This is a genomic window from Arthrobacter sp. BC5 (assembly GCF_056680255.1).
Genome location: NZ_CM155273.1, coordinates 85,056 through 104,387, shown reverse-complemented (window position 1 = coordinate 104,387; position 19,332 = coordinate 85,056). Strand labels below are relative to the sequence as shown.

Annotated in this window: 9 protein-coding genes; all 9 read left to right on the top strand. The window is 71.1% G+C overall.

The window, feature by feature from the left end:
* Positions 1-288: 288 nt before the first annotated feature.
* Positions 289-3,063, top strand: a complete 2,775-nt coding sequence (locus AC1MFI_RS00355; protein ID WP_479818705.1) for a helix-turn-helix transcriptional regulator — start codon at positions 289-291, stop codon at positions 3,061-3,063.
* The gene (locus AC1MFI_RS00350) at positions 3,060-5,747 is read left to right on the top strand and encodes a helix-turn-helix transcriptional regulator (RefSeq protein WP_479818703.1); all 2,688 of its coding nucleotides are present in this window, start codon (positions 3,060-3,062) and stop codon (positions 5,745-5,747) included. Before AC1MFI_RS00355 ends, AC1MFI_RS00350 begins: the two co-directional genes overlap by 4 nt.
* Before the next feature lie 36 nt (positions 5,748-5,783).
* Positions 5,784-7,007, top strand: a complete 1,224-nt coding sequence (locus tag AC1MFI_RS00345) for a glycosyl hydrolase family 8 (protein ID WP_479818702.1) — start codon at positions 5,784-5,786, stop codon at positions 7,005-7,007.
* 202 nt (positions 7,008-7,209) lie between these two features.
* A complete protein-coding gene (locus tag AC1MFI_RS00340; RefSeq protein WP_479818700.1) occupies positions 7,210-9,906 on the top strand; it encodes a helix-turn-helix transcriptional regulator in 2,697 nt (898 codons plus the stop codon).
* A complete protein-coding gene (locus AC1MFI_RS00335) occupies positions 9,903-12,560 on the top strand; it encodes a helix-turn-helix transcriptional regulator (RefSeq protein ID WP_479818698.1) in 2,658 nt (885 codons plus the stop codon). The genes AC1MFI_RS00340 and AC1MFI_RS00335 overlap by 4 nt, the downstream gene beginning before the upstream one ends.
* A gap of 331 nt (positions 12,561-12,891) precedes the next feature.
* The gene (locus AC1MFI_RS00330) at positions 12,892-15,438 is read left to right on the top strand and encodes a galactose oxidase early set domain-containing protein (RefSeq protein ID WP_479818696.1); all 2,547 of its coding nucleotides are present in this window, start codon (positions 12,892-12,894) and stop codon (positions 15,436-15,438) included.
* Positions 15,435-16,304 (top strand): hypothetical protein, encoded by an 870-nt coding sequence (locus AC1MFI_RS00325; RefSeq protein WP_479818694.1) that lies wholly within the window; start codon positions 15,435-15,437, stop codon positions 16,302-16,304. Before AC1MFI_RS00330 ends, AC1MFI_RS00325 begins: the two co-directional genes overlap by 4 nt.
* Before the next feature lie 45 nt (positions 16,305-16,349).
* Positions 16,350-17,633: a glycosyltransferase family 2 protein gene (locus tag AC1MFI_RS00320; protein ID WP_479818692.1), complete on the top strand. Its 1,284-nt coding sequence runs from the start codon at positions 16,350-16,352 to the stop codon at positions 17,631-17,633.
* Positions 17,634-17,709: 76 nt separating this feature from the next.
* Complete coding sequence (locus AC1MFI_RS00315; RefSeq protein ID WP_479818690.1) at positions 17,710-19,332, top strand: ArnT family glycosyltransferase; 1,623 nt, start codon at positions 17,710-17,712, stop codon at positions 19,330-19,332.

Here is a 19,332-nt window from a genome sequence, read left to right as displayed (position 1 = left end):
GGTGCCGACGAGTCCGGGTCGCCGTGCGGGACGCGTCTTCAGGATAGATGAAGCAGGTCCGCCCGTGGCTGCCTACTCCCGTGCCGCCGCCGCCCCCGTGTACCGGAAACCATCAGGGTGCGTAGTACCCACCCCTGTTTCCAAGTGGTCGCCTCTCCGGCTCGAGGGTTTAATCGAGTAGCTCGACTTCCACCCTCAGTACCTCTCACTCGTGTACCGGGGACATCCGCTTCCTAGTGTGAAGAACAGGTCTTTGGTGCATTGCCTGGGGAAGAGGACGAAAACTTCGTGGAGTCTCAAACACACGGTCTCATCAGCACGCGCACGCCCGCATCCGGCGGTCCTTCTGTGGCGGCGGGGGGAGAGCAGGCCTTCCTCGAGGCGCGGGCGCACCTCATCGACGACGTCCACCAGCGCATCCTCGCCCCGGGCCGCATCGGGGCGGTACTGCTGGGCAGTGAGGGCAGCGGCAAGACGGCCATCCTGCGCGCCGTGGCACACCGCGCTTCCCGCACGCACCACGTGGTCCGCATCTGGGCGTCGAAGAATGCCTCCGCCGAGCCGTACCGGGCCATCGCCTTCCTCCTGGCGGAGCTGGAGACCGAGCAGGCGAGCCACCCACTGACCCTCCTGCAGGGGATCCGGACCCTCCTCGCGGAGCAGTCCGACGGCCGCCCCGTGGTGTTCGCCATCGACAACGCCGAGCACCTCGATCCGGAGTCGGCCACGATCATCACCCGGCTCGTGAGCGGCGGAGGAGCGTCGGTCCTCATCGCCGCCGAGTCGCTCAGGACCGTGGACGAATCCTTCTCCGACCTGTGGCGTGACGGGGAGCTCGAGCGCTTCGACCTGCCGGACCTGACGCGGGCGGAGATCCGCGGCATCGCGGAAGCGGCGCTCGGGGCACCCCTGTCCCCGCAGGCGGTCGAGGCGGCGTGGCGCTCCAGTGAGGGAAACGCCCGGTTCCTCTGCGCTGCGCTCGAGGATCTACCGCAGTCGGACCTCGTCCTCCACCGGGGCGCGTGGGTCGCGGCCGGGCCCGCCGCCGCTCCCCGGGTCCCTGCCCCCGTCCGGGACAGGGCGCGGTCCGCCCTCGGCGCCCTGCACGCCCGCGAGCTGCGGATGTTGCGGGCACTGGCCTTCGCCGGTGCCCTGCCCGCGGCTGTCGTCCGGCGACTCGCCGCCGAGCCCGGCGGTCCCTCGGACGCGCCGGTGCCGGAGCCGGCCCGGGCGACCACGGAGGCAGCACACCTCGACGCCCTGCAGCCCCTGACCGTCCAGAACCGTGGGGAAGGAGCGACGACGGTATCCCTGGCGTCGAGGCTCTTCGCAGCCGCCGTCCGGGAGCAGACGAGCGCCGCCGAGGCGGCGGAGCTCTACCTGCTGCTGACCGGCCGGCCGATCGGTGCCTTCGATCCCACCGGCCTCGATCCGGTGCTCCACGCGGAATGGCTCCTCGTTGCCGGCCTGCCCGTGCCGGCGGACCTCTCCCTGGCCGCGGCGAGGCGCTGCACCTTCGCAGGTCTCGCCGACCGGGCGCTCTTCTGGGCCTCGCGGGAGTCCGACGACAGCCCCGAACACCTGCTCGAGGCGGCCCGCGCCGCCCTCGCCGCCGGCCGGGGGGACGAGGCCGGGGCGTTCCTGGCCAGGGGGCGCGCGACGTCGGCGGGCGCTTCCACGGCGACGACGGTCAGCCTGCTCATCCTGGGTAGCCGCGCTGCACGACTCGTGGGCGAGCCCCCGGCGCAGCGGCAGGCGCTGCTCGATGAAGCCGACGAACGGCTCGCAGGCGCAGGAGGGCAGCCCGGAAGCACGCGCATGACGGGGCGGCAGATCCTCGAGCACCGCGGTGAGCTGACGATCGCACGCGCCGAGGAGGCGTCGTTCAGCGGGAACTACCAGGCGGCGGCGGAGATCCTGCAGGGCGCGGACCGCACCGGCTGGACCCCGGAGCAGGTGGTGCTCGGGGACGGGCTGCTATGCGTCGCCCTCGCCATGACCGACGGGCAACATGCCGCCGTCGGGCTCGCGCGCTCCCTCCAGGCGGAGCTAGCGCAGGAGGAGGCGTTCAGCCGCACGACCCTGGACGTCACGCACCTGCGGCTCGCCGCAGTGCACTACGCGGCGGGCACCGCGGGCGGACCGGTGCCCGGTCCCGGCGTCGAGGGCAGGGAGCGCTCCTCCGGTGCCGCCGACATCGTCCTGGACAGCGCCAGGGGAGTGGCAGCGGCTGTCCAGGGCCGCCCGGACGAGGCGCGGGCGCTCCTCTTCCCGGTGGCACGGCAGCTCGAACTGCAGGACCCGTACAGCCTCCTGCCGCTGGTGGCTGCGGCGCTCGCGTACAGCTCTGCCGAGGCCGGTGCCCTGGGCGCGGCGATCGGGTATCTTCCCCTCGCGCAGGCAGGGCACGGCGTCCCCTGGGCGGCGCACGCCTTCATCAGCCAGCTCCAGGTGGGTTCGGCAGGATTGCGCGAGTCACGGGTGGAGACGGCGGCGAAGCTCGGCCAGCTGGCGGAAGCTGCCCGGGGCAAGGGCGCGTGGATGCTCGAGATGAGCCACCGGCTCGCGCAGGTCCGCGCCGGTGATTCCCGTGCCGCCACGGCGCTCGCCGGAGCGGCCGCGCGCGTCGAGGGGATCTACGGGGCGTCCTGCGAGCTCTACGCGAAGGCCACGGCCACCGGGGACGTGGAGCTCTTCGCCCAGGCGATGGAGCACGCCGAACTCGCCGGTGACAGCCGCTTCGCCCGTGAGTGCGCCGCCCAGGCACTCCAGGCGGCACAGCTCTCCGGCACCCGCGGCGTGCTGAAAGGCGTCCAGCAGCGGGCCCGCCTGCTCTTCGGCGACACCGCCGACCTGGAGTTGGGCGCCGCACTCGAACGCCTGACCAAGCGCGAGCGGGAAGTGGCACGGCTCGCGGCACAGGGGGAGAGCAACAGATCCATCGCCGTGCAGATGGGTGTCACGGTCAGGACGGTCGAGGGCCACCTGTACCAGGTCTACTCCAAGCTCCACATCCGCGCCCGCAACGAACTCGCCGACCTGATCCTGACGGGAGCGCGATGAACTTCCTCGGCACCGGCGATCTCCTGCCGGACCGGCAACCCGTCATCGACGCCCTGCAGGACGTCCTGCGGAGGGAGGACAGCCACGGTGCCCTGGTGTTCGGTGAGGCAGGCCTGGGGAAGTCCTATCTGCTCCGCGCCCTGGAGCGCTCGGCCCCGGCCGCCTCCCAGCGCCACGTGGTCCGCGCGACGCGGGCCCTGCGGACCGTGCCGTACGGGGCCCTCGGCGAAGCCGCCGGTCCCGTCTCCGACGCCGCCCTCAGCAGTCCGGTCTCCATGCTGCGGGTGGTGCGGCAACGCCTGGGCAGCCCCGGAAGCCGCTGCACCAGCGTGGTGCTGGTGGATGACGCGCAATTCCTGGACGAGGAGAGCGCGCACGTGCTGACCCAGCTGGTGGTCACCGGAGCCATCCGGATCGTCGCCTTCGCCGACTACTCCCTGGCCGAGGCCGGCGGGCTCCACACCTTCGCCAGGGAGGGCTACCTGGACCGCCTGCACCTCGAACCGCTCAGCGCCGACAGCCTCCACACGGTGGCAGGGTCCGCCCTGGGAGCGCCGGCACTCGGCCGCCGGGCCGCCCTGCAGCTCCACAGGGCCACGGGCGGCAATCCGATGCTGCTGCACGCGGTGCTCGGCCACGCCGCGTCCGGCGGCCCACGCGCCGCGGCCGGAGACGGCTGCACCACGGCCCCGGTGGAGGAACCCTTCGCCGATGCCCTGGCGGACCTGGTCACGTCCGTCGTCGCGTCCATGCCCGAGGCCCAACGCAAAGCCCTGGACATCCTCGCCCTCGGCGGATCGGTGGCCGTCGCCGACCTCGAGCGCCTGACGGGCACCGACGCCGTGCGCTCGCTGGTGGACCAGCGGCTCGCGATCACCCACCCGGCCGAATCCCGGTACCTGACATTGCGCTACGGCCTGTACGCGGACGTGATCCGCGCAACCCTGCCGTTCGGCCGGAAGGCCCTGCTGCGCGACGAGCTCCACGGGCCCGCGTACGTCCTTCCCCCGTACCAGTGCCACCGCATCCGCCATCTCGAGTGGGCCGTCGAGACGGGCTCACCCGTGGCGGCAGGCGTGCTGACCGACGCAGCGAGGGTCGCCACCCACCTCGGCTGCCTCGAGTCGTCGGAGGGCTTCATCCACGCGTTGTCCGGGGAGCGGCGGCTGGATGCCGACGTCGAACGGGCGCGCCTGCTCGCCGCCTCCGGGCGGACGGCGAACGCACTGCAGCTGCTCGCGGCGCACGTCGCGGATGCCACCGGCGACCAGGCGCGGGCCGCCGTCGTCCTGCACGTCGCCGTGATGCGGCTCGCCGGTGCCGCCCCGACCGAGCTCCAGGCGCTGCTCCGTGCCCAGGCCGCGCCCACCGGCCGGGACGCCGGCACGGAGGATGGCGAGCACGAGGAGCGCCTGCACCTCCTCGAGGCGCAGATCCGCCTCGACGAGGGTGATCCCGCCACGGCCGAGCTCCTGGTGGTCGAGCGCCAGTACCGCTCACTGGAGGCGCGCGCGGTCGGGCTGGGTCTCCGGGGCGAGGCACTGGGGATGCTGGGCCGGCCGATCGAGGCCGAGCAGAGTACGCAGGCCGCGCTCGGAGCGGTTGCGGGGGAGCCGTATGCGCTGATCCATGTCACCGAGGATCTCCTGACCCAGCACGTCCTCGTCCTCGCGCATGCAGGGAAGGCCGAGCAGGCGATCGGCCTGATCGAGGAAGCGGAGTCCGGTCCGGTGCCCTTCGGCGCGGCCGAGGCCCTGCGCGGGATCGTGCTCGTCAGGCAGGGCAGCTTCCGGGCCGGGATGCGGAGCCTGGTGCCGGCCCTGGCCCGGTTGCGGACGGTGGACCGGCAGCTCCTGCTGCCCTATGCCCTGGGGGTCGCGTCCTGGGGTGCTGCGGTACTGGGGAACACGGACCAGGCCCTGGCGCTGGCGGACGAGTGCCGGAGCCTCCCGCGCCGGGGGAGGACGGAACGCGGGATGCTCGGCCAGGCCTTCGCTGCTGCGGCTGCCTCGCTGGACCCCCGGACCGCACAGGGTGCGCCGTCGCTCGCGTCGCTGATCGACGGAGCCGGCACCACCGGCCTCCGCGCGTGCGAGAAGGACCTGCTGGTCCTGGCGCTGCTGCTCGGCCAGGACGACGGCGCCGACCGCCTGGCGCGACTCGCGGCGGACATGCAGGGGGGCGAGGCCTCGATCCTTCGCAGCTTCGCCCGCGCGGTCGCTGCCGGCGACGGCGCCGAGCTCGCGGACGCAGCGGACCGCGCTGCCGCTTCCGGCCTCCCCCTGATCGCCGTCAACGCGGCGGAGCGGGCGCGGACGCTGCAGGGCGAGCCGGCTGCCGGGGCCGAGACACGGGCGGCTTCCCGCCGTCTCAGCCAGTACAGCGAGCCCTTCGTCGGCACCCGGTTCGAGGTGCCGGGCGGTGCCCGCGGTGTCGCCGATCTCTCGGTGAGCGAGCTCGCCGTCGCGCGGCTCGCCGTGACCGGCCAGAGCAACAAGGGCATGGCGCAGGCCCTCTCCCTGTCCGTTCGCACGGTCGAGGGCCACCTGCAGCGGATGTACGTGAAGCTGGCCATCAACGGACGCAACGAGTTGACGCGGCTGTTCGAGGACCAGGACCGCGCGCTGCAGGTGGGCGGTCCAGGGACGCGCGTGCAGGCACGGCAACCGCAGACCATTCCGTAGCATCCGGGGCAGGTTCACGAAGGAGGCGGGCCACACGTGCCAGCGAGACCCTTGTTCCAGGGGAGAGCCCAGCGGAGAGCCCGGCGGGGAGCCCGGCGCAGGACGCGGTGGGCGATCGGTGCCGGAGCGGCAGCGGTGGTCCTCCTGGCCGTGCTCGGAATGGCGGCGCTGGCCGGCCGCGGCGATCCGGCGGGCACGGCCCCCGGGACGGTCCCGGCGGCCGGCGAAGCCTGGAGCGCACAGGAGGAGGCCGAACGGTTCCTCGACGCGTGGGTGGACGACGACGGCCGGGTGGTACGGCGTGACCAGGGCGACGACACCGTCAGCGAAGGGCAGGCCTACGGGCTCCTGATCGCCGTGGGGGCGGACGACGAGGCCCGGTTCGACCTCATCTGGACGTGGACGAAGACCCACCTGATGCGGGACGACGGCCTGTTGTCGTGGCACTGGCAGGACGGGCAGGTACGGGACGAGGGACCTGCGGCAGATGCGGAGGTCGATGCCGCGCGCGCGTTGGTCCTCGCGGGTGAGCGTTTCGGCCGGCCCGACCTCACGGCGGACGGCAACGCGCTCGCGTCGGAGGTCCTGGCTGCCATGACGGCCCGGACATCGCTCGGGCTGGTCCTCCTGCCGGGACTCTGGGCGGTCGACGGGAGCGATCACACCTACAACCCCTCGTACGCGTCACCCGTCTCCTTCGCGGTGCTGGCGAGCAGTACGGGGGACCGCAGGTGGTCGGAGATCATGGCGGGAAGCGCGCAGGCCACGCACGCGCTCCTGGAGCAGTCGGCGTTGCCGCCGGACTGGGCGCTGATCGAGGCAGGGCAGGGGATCGGGGCGATCGCGGGAGCGGATGGGGAAGGAGCGGCTGCGCACTACAGCTACGACGCGGCACGGCTCCCCATCCGGTACGCCGAATCCTGCAGGGCGGAGGACCGGGAGATCGCCGCGCTCCTCCACGCACCGCTGGGCACGCAGGATCGGATCCCTGTGACACTCGGTCTCGACGGTACCGGCAGCGCCGGCGACCAGCACCCGCTGGCCTACCTCGCACGCGCGGCAGCAGCTGCCGCGGACGGCGAGCCCGGGTCCGCCGCTCGGGACATCGACCGTGCCTACCGCCTCCGCCAGGACTACGACACCTACTACGGCGCCGCGTGGACGGCCCTCACCCGGCTGATGCTCGAGACGGACAGCCTGGGCGGCTGCCCCACCCTCGAGGAAGGAGTACGCGGACCGGCCGCCCCCGGGCACGGTTAACCACCGACTGCTGCGCGTACTCGCGCGTACTCACGCGCACATGCGAGTGGGAAGCACGGTTCCGCGCGAAGCGGGAAAGGGCCTGCGCGAGTACACAGGGCGACGACGTCGAGTATGATTCGGCGAAACCACCGTAGTCGGCGGGGGCTTCCGGCAGCAGGTCGGAAGCGGGGGACCGGCGAGCGGTTGATGGGGACGGGTCATGGGCAAGCAGCTGAACACGGGGGCCGAGGCGGGTCCGGCGCAGCCCGGCCCGACCCCCCGTGCGGGCGCCGGCCCGCTGCTCGAGCGCGTGGCACCGGGCGCGTGGCCGCTGGTCGGGCGCACCGCGGAGATCGAGCGGGTGAAGGCAGCCCTGCTCCACGCCGGCTCGTCGGGCGCGCTGGTCGTGGGCGCCGCGGGCCAGGGCAAGACGACGGTTGCGCGGAACGCCGTCAACACTCTCTCCGAGAGGTCCGAGATCCTCTACATCCGCGGGTCGAGCGTCGGGGCCGGCACGCCCTACGGCGCGCTGACGGTCCTCCTCGTGGACGTCGACGAACACGCCGCACGCACCCCCCTCCTCCTGTTCACGGCACTCCAGGCGATGTTCGGCCGCATGCCCGGCGGCAGGCCCATCATCGTCGTCGACAACGTGGAGGACCTGGACCCGCACTCCGCGACCGTCCTCGCCCACCTCGCCTCGGCCCGGTCGGTCCGGGTCGTCGTCCTCACCGACGACGTGCGGCGAACCCCCGAGCCCTTCCTCGAGCTGTGGCGGAACCAGCTGATCGAGCGGATCGACATCGACCCCCTGACACTCGGGCAGACCCGGGAGCTCGCGGAGGAGGTGCTCGGCGGCCCCGTCTCCCGCGTCCTGGCGGTGGACCTGTGGAGGGGGAGCAACGGGAAGGCAGGCGCCCTCCGGACCATGATCCCGCTGGCGCTCGAGTCGGGAGGGCTGGAGCTCCGGAACGGGGTGTGGACCCGGCCCCGGTTCCCGGGGGAGGAGCGCCTCGCCGATGCGCGCGCCGGTTCCGACCTCCTCGACGCCCTGTCCGGTGACGCCCGCACGGCGGTCGCCCTCCTGGGTGTCCTCGGGGCCATCCCCCTGCGGATGCTCCTGCGCCACGTCCCCGGTGAGGAGGTGGACAGGCTGCAGCGGGACCGGGTGGTCCGGGTGCTGCACCGTGATGCTCCCACTGCGGTGCTGGACGATCCGTTCGCGGGAGCCGTGCTCCGGGCCGCGCTGGCGCGTGCACCGGAGACGGCGGTCGACGGCGCACTCCGGGAGATCGAGCGGCACGGTGGGCTGCCCCCGGACGCCGACGTCCGCCTCACCACCTGGCTGATGCAGGCGGGGAGTCCCGTGACGGACGCGCGCCTCCTGCGGTCGGCACGGCACGCGAACCACCTGGCGCTTCCCCACCTGGCCCGCCGCTTCCTGTCCGGCGTGGACGCCTGGGAGGAGCACCCCGACGCCGTCCTGCAGTACGCGCGCGTGACGCTCGACGGCGCCGAGGCCGAGGACGCCCGTGCCGCGATCGCCGCGCTCCTGCGGCACCCCGGCCTGCCACCGGCCGTCCGTGCAGCACTGCGCCTGGAGGGCGCGCGGATGAGGATCAGGCACGCGCACCACCCCGACGTCGTCATGGAGGAACTGCGCGCCTGCGAAGTGGAGTGCGCGGCCGCGGAGGGCCCCGACGCCGCGGACGTGACGGGGGAACTCGCCCTGCTGGAGCTGGAGCTGGCACTGCTCCGGGGACGCTGCGCGGACGTGGTCGAGCGGGCCTCCGTGCTCCTCACCTCGATCGTCGACTCCTCCTCCACAGCCATCAGGGTGAGGGGCATGCTCGTCGTCGCCCTCGCGTCCACGGGACAGCACGAGCGCGCCGACCTGGTTGCGGAAGCCCTGGCATGGTGCCCCGACACCTCCTCCAACCCGTCGGACCGGGAGGAGGCGCGCCGCAGCGTGGTGATGTCCCTGGTGTCGGCGGGCCGGCTCGACGAGGCGCTGCAGCTCCTGCACGCCGGGTCCGGGCTGCCCGGGCAGGTCCAGGACGAGGCATGGTCCGAGAGCATGGAGGGCATGCTGCTCGCAGGTGCGGGCCGCAGCCAGGAAGCCCTCGCGGCACTCCTGCCGGCGATCGCCCAGCTGCAGGCGGAGGAGCGCGCAGCGACGTTGCCCGCACCGGAAGCGGCCGCGGCGTACGCGTACGCCCTGGACGGCCAGGACGACGCCGCCCGGGACTACCTCGACCGCGCCCGGCACGCGGGGGAGCCGTCCGACTGGGTGTCCCTGAGCACCTCCGACTACTTCAGCACCCTCACGATGTCCCTGCTCGAGGAACCCGTGGCCGCAGCCCGGCAGATGCTGCGCTGCGCCGACAGGGAGCGCGGGCTCGGCAACACGGGCCTCGAGCTCGTCTTCCTGATGCAGGCGGTGCGCCTGGGGGAGTACGCGTCCGCGCACCGCCTCTCGGTCCGGGCGGGTGACCTGCGCACTCCGCTGGCGCGGTGCAGCCTGCTCCTGGGCAAGGGGATCCTGGCACAGGACGCCGCCCTCCTCCTCGAGGCCGCCGAGGCAGGCCTCGCGATCGGACACCATGACCTGGCGGGGTCCTCGGCACTGCTCGCCGTGGACCTGCGCGCACCGGAGGACGACCCCCTGATCTTCGTCCGCGCGGAACAGATCCTGAGGCAGACGTCCGTGGAACGGAGGCGGTCCCTGACCCGCCAGTCGCTGACCGATCGCGAGCGGACGGTGGCCAGGATGGTGGCCCGCGGCGCCTCGAACAGGGACATCGCCGCGGCGGAGCACGTCTCGGTCCGGACCGCCGAAGGGTACGTGCACCGGGCCATGGCGAAGCTGGGCGTGCACAACCGCAAGCAACTGCGTTCAGTGTTCGCGAAGCCATGACGGGCCCGGCAGAGGGATCACCGACACTTCACGGACAGTCGGCGCTCGTCCGCGCGGTCGTCGACGAGCTGATGGCACCGGACTCGGTCGGCGTCGTCCTCGTGGGTGAGGCGGGGATCGGCAAGACCGCCATCGCGCGCCAGGCCGCGGGCCGTCTGCAGGACGCCGTGACCGTGCTGCAGGTCAGGGGCGGAGCAGGCCTCCAGCCGATCCCCTACGGCGCCCTGTCCCGCTACCTCGGCGAACTGAGCGTGGCGGACGTCGGATCTCCTGCCGCCGTCCTCCGGCACTTCATGAGGCACATCGCGAGCAGTATCAAGGCGCAGTCGCCGCCCATCCTCCTCATCGACGACGCCCACCGCCTCGACGACGAATCGGCCCTGCTCATCATGCAGCTGGCGACTGCCCGCAAGGTGAAGGTCCTGGCGACTGCACGTCAGGTCCCGGGCCCCGCCGGGGAGTTCGCCCGTGCCGTCAAGGACGGTCTGCTCGGACAGTACGTCGTCGAGCCGTTGACGCTCCCGGGCGTCCGGGACGTGTGCGAGCAGGTGCTCGGAGGGCCCGTCCTCACGGGTACGGTGCGGCTGCTCGCGGAGACGACACGCGGCAACCCCCTGTTCCTGACCATGCTCGTGGACCAGGGCAGGGTGCAGGGGTACCTCGTCGAGGAGAACGGTGTCTGGCGCGCTCGCGGACCGCGCCCCGCCCTCGACGGCCCGCTGGCGGACCTCGTCCTGCACGGGCTCGGAGACCAGGCCGGTGACGCACGCACGGCCCTCGAGTTCCTGGCCGTGGCAGGGCCGGTGCCCCCGGCCTCCCTCGAAGCGGACGTGGATCGGAGTACCCTGGCGCACCTCTTCCACGAGCAGCTCATCGAGCTGGATCCGGGGAGTGCGCACCTGGTCTCCCTGAGGCACCCCCTGCTCGCGGAGGCGATCCGCGGCAGCATGACGGCGGTGCGCGCGCTGGAACTGGCGGCGCGCGCCCATGCCGCCAGGCCCGAACCCCTCCGCAGTGTCCGTGACGTCATGGGCGCGGTCGCCTCGGCCCTCGACACGTCGTCGCCGCTCGACGACGTGCTGCTCCTGCGGGCCGCCAGGATCGGGAACCGCCTCCACGATCCGTCCTTCGCGCAGCGGGCCCTCGGGGCTGTCCGGGCGCCGGAGCCGACCTCCTCCTACCTCCTCGAGGCGGCCTGGGCACACTGGAACGGCAGGCGCTACGAGCTCGCTTGTGCGCTCCTCGACGAAGCGCTCCGGGCTGCCGACAGCCAGGACGCCGCACGGGAGGCGATCGTCCTCGCCCTCCTCATGCGCCTGCGGGAGGGAGCCGTTGGAAGCGGACCGCAGGACGACGTCGACCGGTGGGCCGAGCTGCTGGTTCCTGCGGCAGGCGGCGACGGCGAGCCGCACGCGGGCGAGGCCGGCAACGGCGCGCGCCTGCTCCGGACCTTCGCCTCGATCCTGCAGGGGGACCTGCGCGGCATGGCGGACCTGGCCTCCGTGCCGCCGGATCCCGCCCTGCCGGAGGCCCTGCAGGTGGGATACCTCGGCCTGCTGGCCCATGTCCACACACGGGCGGGCCGCCCACGGGCCGCGTCCGAGGCCCTGGAAAGGGCAGGTGCCCTCCTCGAGGCGGATCCCGAACCGCTCCTGACCTACCGGGATGCCGTTGTCGGGGAGCACCTGCTGGCCCTGGTCTGCCGTGGTGCGTGGGACGAGGCGCGCGGAGTGTTCCACCGCACCTACCCGCCCGGTTGCGCGCACTCCTGCCTCCTCGGTGGCTGGCTCGACGTGATCGACGGCAGCATGAGCCTCCACGCGGGCGACTTCCGCACCGCTCGGCACCACCTGCTCCTCGCCGTCGAGGCCTTCCGCGACGTCGACGCGCCGCACGTCCTCGGGTGGATAGCCGGAGTAGCCGCCTATGCCAGCGCGCGGGCCGGCGATGCGCAGGGGGCGCGCGCCCTGCTCGACGGGCGGAGCGCGCCGCAGGGACAGCCGGCCTCTGTCATGCACCAGATGGGCGAGGCGTATTCGACCGCCGCGCTCGGACACCTGGGAGAACCGGACGTCCTGCCGCGCCTCCGCCGGATCGCCGTGCAGGCGGAGGGTCGAGGCTCACTCCTGGTGGCTGCCACGGCGCTGGACCACGCCGTCGTGCTGGGAGACCGGAGCGCACTGCAACACCTCGCGGACGTCACGCGGGCGTTCGACGGCGAGGAGGGGCTGGTGATGCACCGTTTCGCCGCTGCCGCTGAAGCCGGTGACCGGGACGCCCTCGTGGAGGTGAGCGGAGCGGCCGAGGATCGCGGCTCCCTCCTCCTCGCCGTGCGGTCCCTCGAGGAAGCCGTGCTGCTCGGGCCGGCGGGAGCCGCGGCGCGAGGCATCGAGCGGAAGCTGTTCGCACTGCGGGCGAACCTCAGGATCCTGCCCGGTGGCACAACAACCTCGGGAGCCCACGGCACACGGCTGACGCGCGGAGAACAGGTGATCGTGAAGTTCGTCGCAGCGGGACACACCAACCGTGAGATAGCGGCCATCCAGGGCGTCTCGACGCGCACCGTCGAGGGCCACCTCTACCGGATCTTCGCGAAGCTCGGGATCAGCAGCCGCGAAGCACTGCAACAGCCGCTCGAGAACACGGCACCCTAGCCCGCCCGCCGCCGGGACGCTCGGCGCCGGGACGCTCGGCGCCGAGTAGTGGCAGCGGTGCCGGGGGTGGTGCCGGGAGTAATCCCGTGGGGGCGTGCCGAGTGCATGATTCAGGGGAATCACGTAGCGTGCCGAATTCGAACGAGTAGGACCCTTGGGTGCGCGCGGAATAAGTGCAGTAGCGGGTACTCGTTCGTGCTCCTGACCCCATACCTAGGCTTCAAGGAATAGCTCTCACGCTTTCCATATTCCCTGGGGTTCCAATGGTCCGTCTCATGAATGTCTCAATTCACCCACCTGCCGGTCTGCGCAATTCCGCAGATTCCTCGCGGTGCAGGACGGGCGCATCGTGAAGCGCCGGACGGGGGTTTCGAGGCTCCTTCCCTTCCTGTCGATCCTGGCCCTGATCGCGTGCCTCCTGGTGGCGTCACCGTCACTGGACGCACCGGCCGAGGCTGCTCCGGGGAACCTCGTCGTCAATCCGTCGCTCGAGGAAGGCGTGGGAACGCCCACCTGCTTCTCGCGTTCGGGGTGGGGAACGGAGGGGACCTGGGCCTTCCAGCCCGGACGGACCGGCGGGCGGTCGGTCGAAGTGACCACGAAGGCCTATGTCCAGGGTGATCGCAAGCTCCTGCAGACGGAGACAGCGCAGTGCGCTCCCAAGGTCACTGCCGGCGGCACCTACGACATGGAGATCTGGTACAAGTCCTCCGCCCCGGTGACGCTGACCATGTTCCGCCACACCGCGCAGGGGTGGAGCTACTGGGGTGACGTGAAGCAGGTTCCTGCCGCCGCGGGGTGGACGGCGGCAGCGGCGGTGACGCCCGCCATTCCCGCCGGAACGGACCAGATAATCTTCGGACTCGCCCTGAACACCAATGGGACATTGGTCACCGACGACTATTCACTCTCGCCGGTCCAGGCAGCTCCCGCGCCTCCCACGGGGCAATTGGTCGCAAATGGGAATTTGTCGCAGGGAAATCCCGTGCCGGCGTGCTTCCAGGTTGCCGGATGGGGAAACAGGACCGTTGCGCAAGCCATTTCCGCAGACGTTCCCGCGAATTCTGTCGCGGGTACCCGTTCGTTCCAGCTCTCGGTCACCAATTACGTCTCCGGCGACGCGAAGCTCCTGACATCGGAGGCCGCGGGATGCGCCCCGGCAGTGACCGGCGGTGCGCAGTACGACATCGCCGTCGACTACAAGAGCACCGGAACCGGGCAGCACGGGCTCAGCGTCTTCTCCCACACCGCCAACGGGTGGCAGTACTGGACGGACCTCAAGGCGGTGCCGGCATCGGGCGTCTGGACGACGGCCTCGGCCCGGACACCCGCAATACCAGCGGGTGTGGACCGGATCGCATTCGGGCTCTCGGTCGCGGGCAACGGCACCCTCAGCACCACCAACTACTCCGCACGACAGGTCGCGGTGGTGGTTCCCCCGCCGGCCGGCACACCGGAGAGCGTCGGTACCTGGACGGTCCAGGGCGAGCAGCTACCCATTCGCGCACTCCACAACACGCTGCTCAACGACGGTCGGGTGCTGCTCATCGCCGGTTCGGGCAACGAGGAGAAGGTGTTCACCGCAGGAGCGTTCAGGGCGGTGGTCTGGACGCCCGAGACCAACGCGTTCAAGGAGATCCCGGTGCCGTACGACATGTTCTGCGCCGGGCACGTGACGCTGCCGGACGGCAAGGTGCTGCTCGCAGGTGGTACGGAGGCCTTCCCCGCCCAGGACCAGGGGCCGAACACGTTCAAGGGTTCCAAGAAGAGCTACTACTTCGACCCCGCCGACGACACCTTCCACCCGACCACCGACATGGCGGGAGCCCACTGGTACCCGTCCCTCACCAAGCTCGGCAACGGCGACGTCTGGTCGGCGGGCGGGCTGGACGAGAAGGCCGAGGGAACGGTCCTGACCGAGATGTTCTCCTCGAAGACCATGAGCTGGCTCCCGCAGAACCAGGTGCCGCAGACGTGGAGCTTCTGGGGAACCTACCCCCACATGTTCCTCCTCGACGACGGCAAGATGTTCTACACCGGCGCCCACACCTTCGGGAACGGGTTGCCCGGCACGGGCGCCAGCCTCTACGACTGGACCACGGCGAAGATCTGGGACGTACCCGGTCTCCGGCAGAAGGACATGCGCGACCAGGCCGGCTCCGTCTTCATCGGCCCCGTCCAGGACCAGAAGCTGATGATCGTCGGGGGCGGCAATACCGACGGCAACGCGGCGGCCATCAACCTCGTGGACATCATCGATTTCAAGAAGCCCAGTCCCGCATACGTCCCGGGACCGGACCTTCCCGGACCGGGCAAGGCGTACGTCAACCTCGTCAACCTCCCTGACCGGACGGTCCTGGCGGCCAACGGCGCCCGGTACAACCGCGCGGGCAACGTGGATACGGCGGCCATCTACACTCCGGCCACCAATAGCTGGCGATCGATCGACGCGGACCCGGTGGGGCGCAACTACCACTCCACCTCGATCCTCCTGCCCAGTGGGAAGGTCGCCGTGATGGGATCCAACCCCGCGGACAATTCCTTCGAACTGAGGATCTCGCTCTACAGCCCGCCCTACCTCTACAAGGGCGTGCGCCCGACCGTGGCGACACAGCAGGCGCGGGCGACCTACGGGCAGGCCCTGCAGCTCGCCGTCACGGGTGACGTCGCGTCGGCCTCGCTGATCTCGCCGATGTCGGCCACGCACCAGACGGACACCAATGCGCGGCTCGTCGACCTGCCCCTCACCGGGACGGGCGGTACCCGGAGCGCGCTGGTGCCGGCCAACCGGAACCTGCTGCCCCCTGGGCCGTACATGCTCTCCGTCCTCGACACCAAGGGTGTCCCTAGCATCGCCAAGTGGGTGTGGATCTCATGAATCCCGAATCGCAGTCAGCATCACCTCGCCGGACACCGGGCTCCCCGACCGGGGGCCGCCGACGGCGCCGCGGGGCGGTCCTGTTCTCCGCGGCCGGTATCGCGACAGCCGTGACCCTCGCCTGGGGCGGATTCGTGGCCGCCGAGACCGTGCAGGCCCGGACCGGAGCGGAACCGTCGTCGGCTCCTGCCGCGCTTTCGGCACCGGCGGCCGTTGCCGACGCGCCGGCCCTGGCCGTCGCAGGCGAGCCGACACCGCTCGAGGCGCCGGCCCACCCCGGCGCCCACGGTGCACCCCCCGCCGCACAGGCGCCCGGTGGCGTCCCCGCCGCTCTGCCGTCCCAGGGGCAGCCCGCGGGGCAGGGGGCTGCCGACGCGGCGAAGGTACCGGCGTCCGGGAAGCCGGGGGAGAAGCTGGCGGCCCAGAACCCGTCCGAGCAGACAACGGTGCCCGGAGCGCGGAAGGAGAAGTCCCTTGCGGAAGCAGGATCGGAGGCCGTCCCGGCCCAGGCCGGCGCGGAGGGCTCCGATGCGGGCAACGGCGCCGACCGTTCCGCGGGCCTCGTACCTCGGGGTCCCGTAGATCCCGAGGAGGTCCTCGGAGCAGCGGGTGAGGCGGCCCTCGGCGGCTGCCTTGCCGAGTACGGGGCGGACGGGCAGTGCCTGCCGGTGGTACCGCCGAGCTCGGCGGAGCACGTGCAGCAGATGGCGGACAGCGGCGCCGATCCGCGGTCCATGCTGCACTTCTGGTCCTGCGACGAGGTCCGCGGCTTCTTCCCCGACGGCATCGCGGTCCGGCAGGCAGCAACGGATCCACAGGACCTCGACACGAACGCGGACGGCACGGCCTGCGGAGCCGGCGACTGACAGCGCGCAAACGACACTCTTCCGCATAACTCACAGGGGACAACCATGACTTTTTACCTGCTCGGATGCGCACTCGTCGTCGTCGTGGCGCTCGTGCTCTTCGCCATCGCATCGTCCACGCTCTACCTGAACACCTACGCCTGGTGGGATCCGAAGACCCAGGTGCGGACCTCCTACACGGGTCTGCTCGAGACGGAGACGCTGTCCTTCTCCCTGATCATGCCGTGCCGGAACGAGCGCGAGGACGTCATGCGGGCAACACTCGGGGCGCTGCTGTCGCAGACCCACGCGCGCAAGGAGATCATCATCTCGGTGGGGCACGACGACCCGGAGACAATGGCCAACGCGTACCGCCTGGCGAACGAGTTCCCCGAGATCGTCCGGGTGGCGCTCGACAGGCACGAGACCAAGAACAAGCCACGCCAACTGAACGATGCCCTGGCCATGTGCCGGAACGACGTCGTGGGAGTCTTCGACGCCGAGTCGATCGCCGCGCGGGAGCTGCTCACGCACATCGACAGTGTCTTCACGCGGCGCAATGCCGATGTGGTCCAGGGTGCCGTGCAGCTCATCAACTACCGGGACACCTGGTACTCGCTGCGGAACTGCCTCGAATACTTCACCTGGTTCAGGTCCCGGCTCCACGCCCACTCCCGCCAGGGCTTCATCCCCCTGGGCGGCAACACCGTCTTCATCAGACGCGAGCTCCTCCTGGCCGTCGGAGGCTGGGACGGTGCCTGCCTCGCCGAGGACTGCGACCTCGGCGTGAGGTTGTCCACCCTCAACAGGCGCATCGTCGTCGCCTACTCGCCGGAACTGGTGACTCGGGAGGAGACGCCCGACTCGCTCGCGACGCTCGTCCGGCAGCGGACGCGGTGGTCCCTCGGTTTCATGCAGGTCTTCGCCAAGGGCGACTGGAAGGCCCTGCCGACCCGGAGGATGCGCGTCATCGCGTGGTGGACGCTGATGCAGCAGCACTTCATGGCCTTCGCGGGTGTCTGCATCCCCATCGCGATCGTCGCGGCCGTCTGGGGGAACTTCCCCCTGCTGGTCACCCTGATCGCCTTCCTGCCGCTGATCCCCACCCTGGCCACCATCGCCTTCGATCTCTGCATGCTGCGTGAGTTCGGCAGGGATCACAGGTTCGAGCTGTCACCGTACGACTACGCGCGGCTGATCATCGGAACGCCCTTCTACCAGATGGTCCTTGCGTTCTCCGCCCTGCGGGCCCTCGTGAAGTTCCAGCGGGGAGATTTCCGCTGGGAGAAGACGAGCCACGCCGGCTCCCACCTGTCCTACATCGAAACCACCGCCACGGCGCAGATCTAGCCCAGGCTCTTCACGCCCTTTCCCTGACCGGGACCGCACTGGTCCCGCCGGTCTCGCACGCTCCCAGGAGGTCCCGATGTCCCTGCTCGAGGTCAAATCACCACTGAAGCTCCCGCTGCCCAGGCCCAGGAGCCGTGCGGCGCATGTCGCCCCCCTGGCGCGGGACGAACCGTTCACCCTGACCAGGATGAGCAGGGGCGAGCGCTTCACCATGGCGGGCCTGCTGGTGGCGGCGGTGATCCTGAGCCTGTGGAACCTGAACGGCGCCCCCAGCTACCAGGATGACGAGGGGACCTACACCGCCCAGGCCTTCTCGGTCCACGAGGGCGAACTGGCCCCCTACACCTACTGGTACGACCACCCGCCGCTGGGCTGGATCCAGATAGCAGCACTCAACTGGATCCCCCTGATCCTCAACCTCGGGGACGGGACGGCGATCGGAGCGACGCGGTACGTCATCTCCGTCTTCTTCGTCGCCAGCGCCATGCTGCTCTACATGCTCGCGCGGCGGCTCCGCGTGCGCACGCCCTTCGCGGCCCTCACCACGATCGTCTTCATCCTCTCCCCGCTCTCCCTGGTACTCGGGCGGCAGGTCTACCTGGACAACGTGGGAGTCCCGTGGCTCCTCCTGGCCTTCTACCTCGCACTGAGCACCCGCCATTCGCTGCGGGACCACGTGCTCGCCGGCGCCTGCTTCGCGGTGGCGGTCCTGTCCAAGGAGACGCTCGCGATCTTCGGCCCGGCGCTCCTGCTGGCCATGGTCAACCGTCCGCGGTGGAGCAACCGGGCGTTCTCGATCGTCGGCTTCCTCGCCGTGGGAGGCCTCCTCCTGGCCTTCTACCCGCTCGCGGCGCTCCTGCGGAACGAGCTCGTCGCCGGAGAGGACCACGTCTCCCTCCAGGACGCCCTCGCCTACCAGTTCTTCGAGAGGTCGGGCTCGGGAACCATCTTCGAGGCAGGCTCGAGCAGATCCGAACTGCTCGACGGCTGGCTCTACTTCGACAAGTACCTGATCGCCGCCGGCCTGGTCGCTGCCGTGGTGTGCCTCCTCAGGCGCAACAGCCACGCCGTGGCCCTGGCGATCTTCGTGTTCGCCGTCCCCATCGTGCTGGGGCAGGGCTACCTGCCGGCCATGTACATCATCGCCGTCATCCCGTTCCTCGCCCTGGCGCTGGGAATAGCCGTGGACCTCGCGTGGTCGGGTTCGGAGAGGCTCTGGCAACACAACCACCACCTGCGGCGTCCCCTGCGCGCCGCCTTCATCCTCGTCCTGGCCGCCGCGCTGTCCCTGATGTCCATGCCGCAGTGGCTCCAGCAGGACCGGGTGCTGCTGACGGCGGAGACGAACACGGACTGGCTGAAGACCGTCGAGTGGGTGCAGGCCAACGTGGACCGGGAGAGCGTGGTCCTGGCGCCGTATTCCATGTGGCACGACCTGAATTCGAGCGGCTGGGACGATCCCTGGACCATGATCGCGATCGAGAAACCCGACCTCGACGAGCAGTTCGACGCAGTCCACCCCGGCGGGTGGCAGGACGTCGAATACATCATCGTCGGGCCGATCGTGCTGGACAACATCGAGAACCTCGAGCTGACCCGGACCGGCAAGGCGCTCCAGTATTCGGAACCCGTGGTGACCTTCGGGGAATGGAGCGTCAACCGTGTCGACGTCCCGGCGGACGTGCCGAGGGGTGATTGA

Excerpts from the sequence above, each read along its gene's own strand:
- AC1MFI_RS00320 (WP_479818692.1), top strand. The coding sequence starts at position 16,350 with ATGACTTTTTACCTGCTCGGATGCGCACTCGTCGTCGTCGTGGCGCTC.
- AC1MFI_RS00315 (WP_479818690.1), top strand. The coding sequence starts at position 17,710 with ATGTCCCTGCTCGAGGTCAAATCACCACTGAAGCTCCCGCTGCCCAGG.
- AC1MFI_RS00340 (WP_479818700.1), top strand. The coding sequence starts at position 7,210 with ATGGGCAAGCAGCTGAACACGGGGGCCGAGGCGGGTCCGGCGCAGCCC.
- AC1MFI_RS00335 (WP_479818698.1), top strand. The coding sequence starts at position 9,903 with ATGACGGGCCCGGCAGAGGGATCACCGACACTTCACGGACAGTCGGCG.
- AC1MFI_RS00350 (WP_479818703.1), top strand. The coding sequence starts at position 3,060 with ATGAACTTCCTCGGCACCGGCGATCTCCTGCCGGACCGGCAACCCGTC.
- AC1MFI_RS00325 (WP_479818694.1), top strand. The coding sequence starts at position 15,435 with ATGAATCCCGAATCGCAGTCAGCATCACCTCGCCGGACACCGGGCTCC.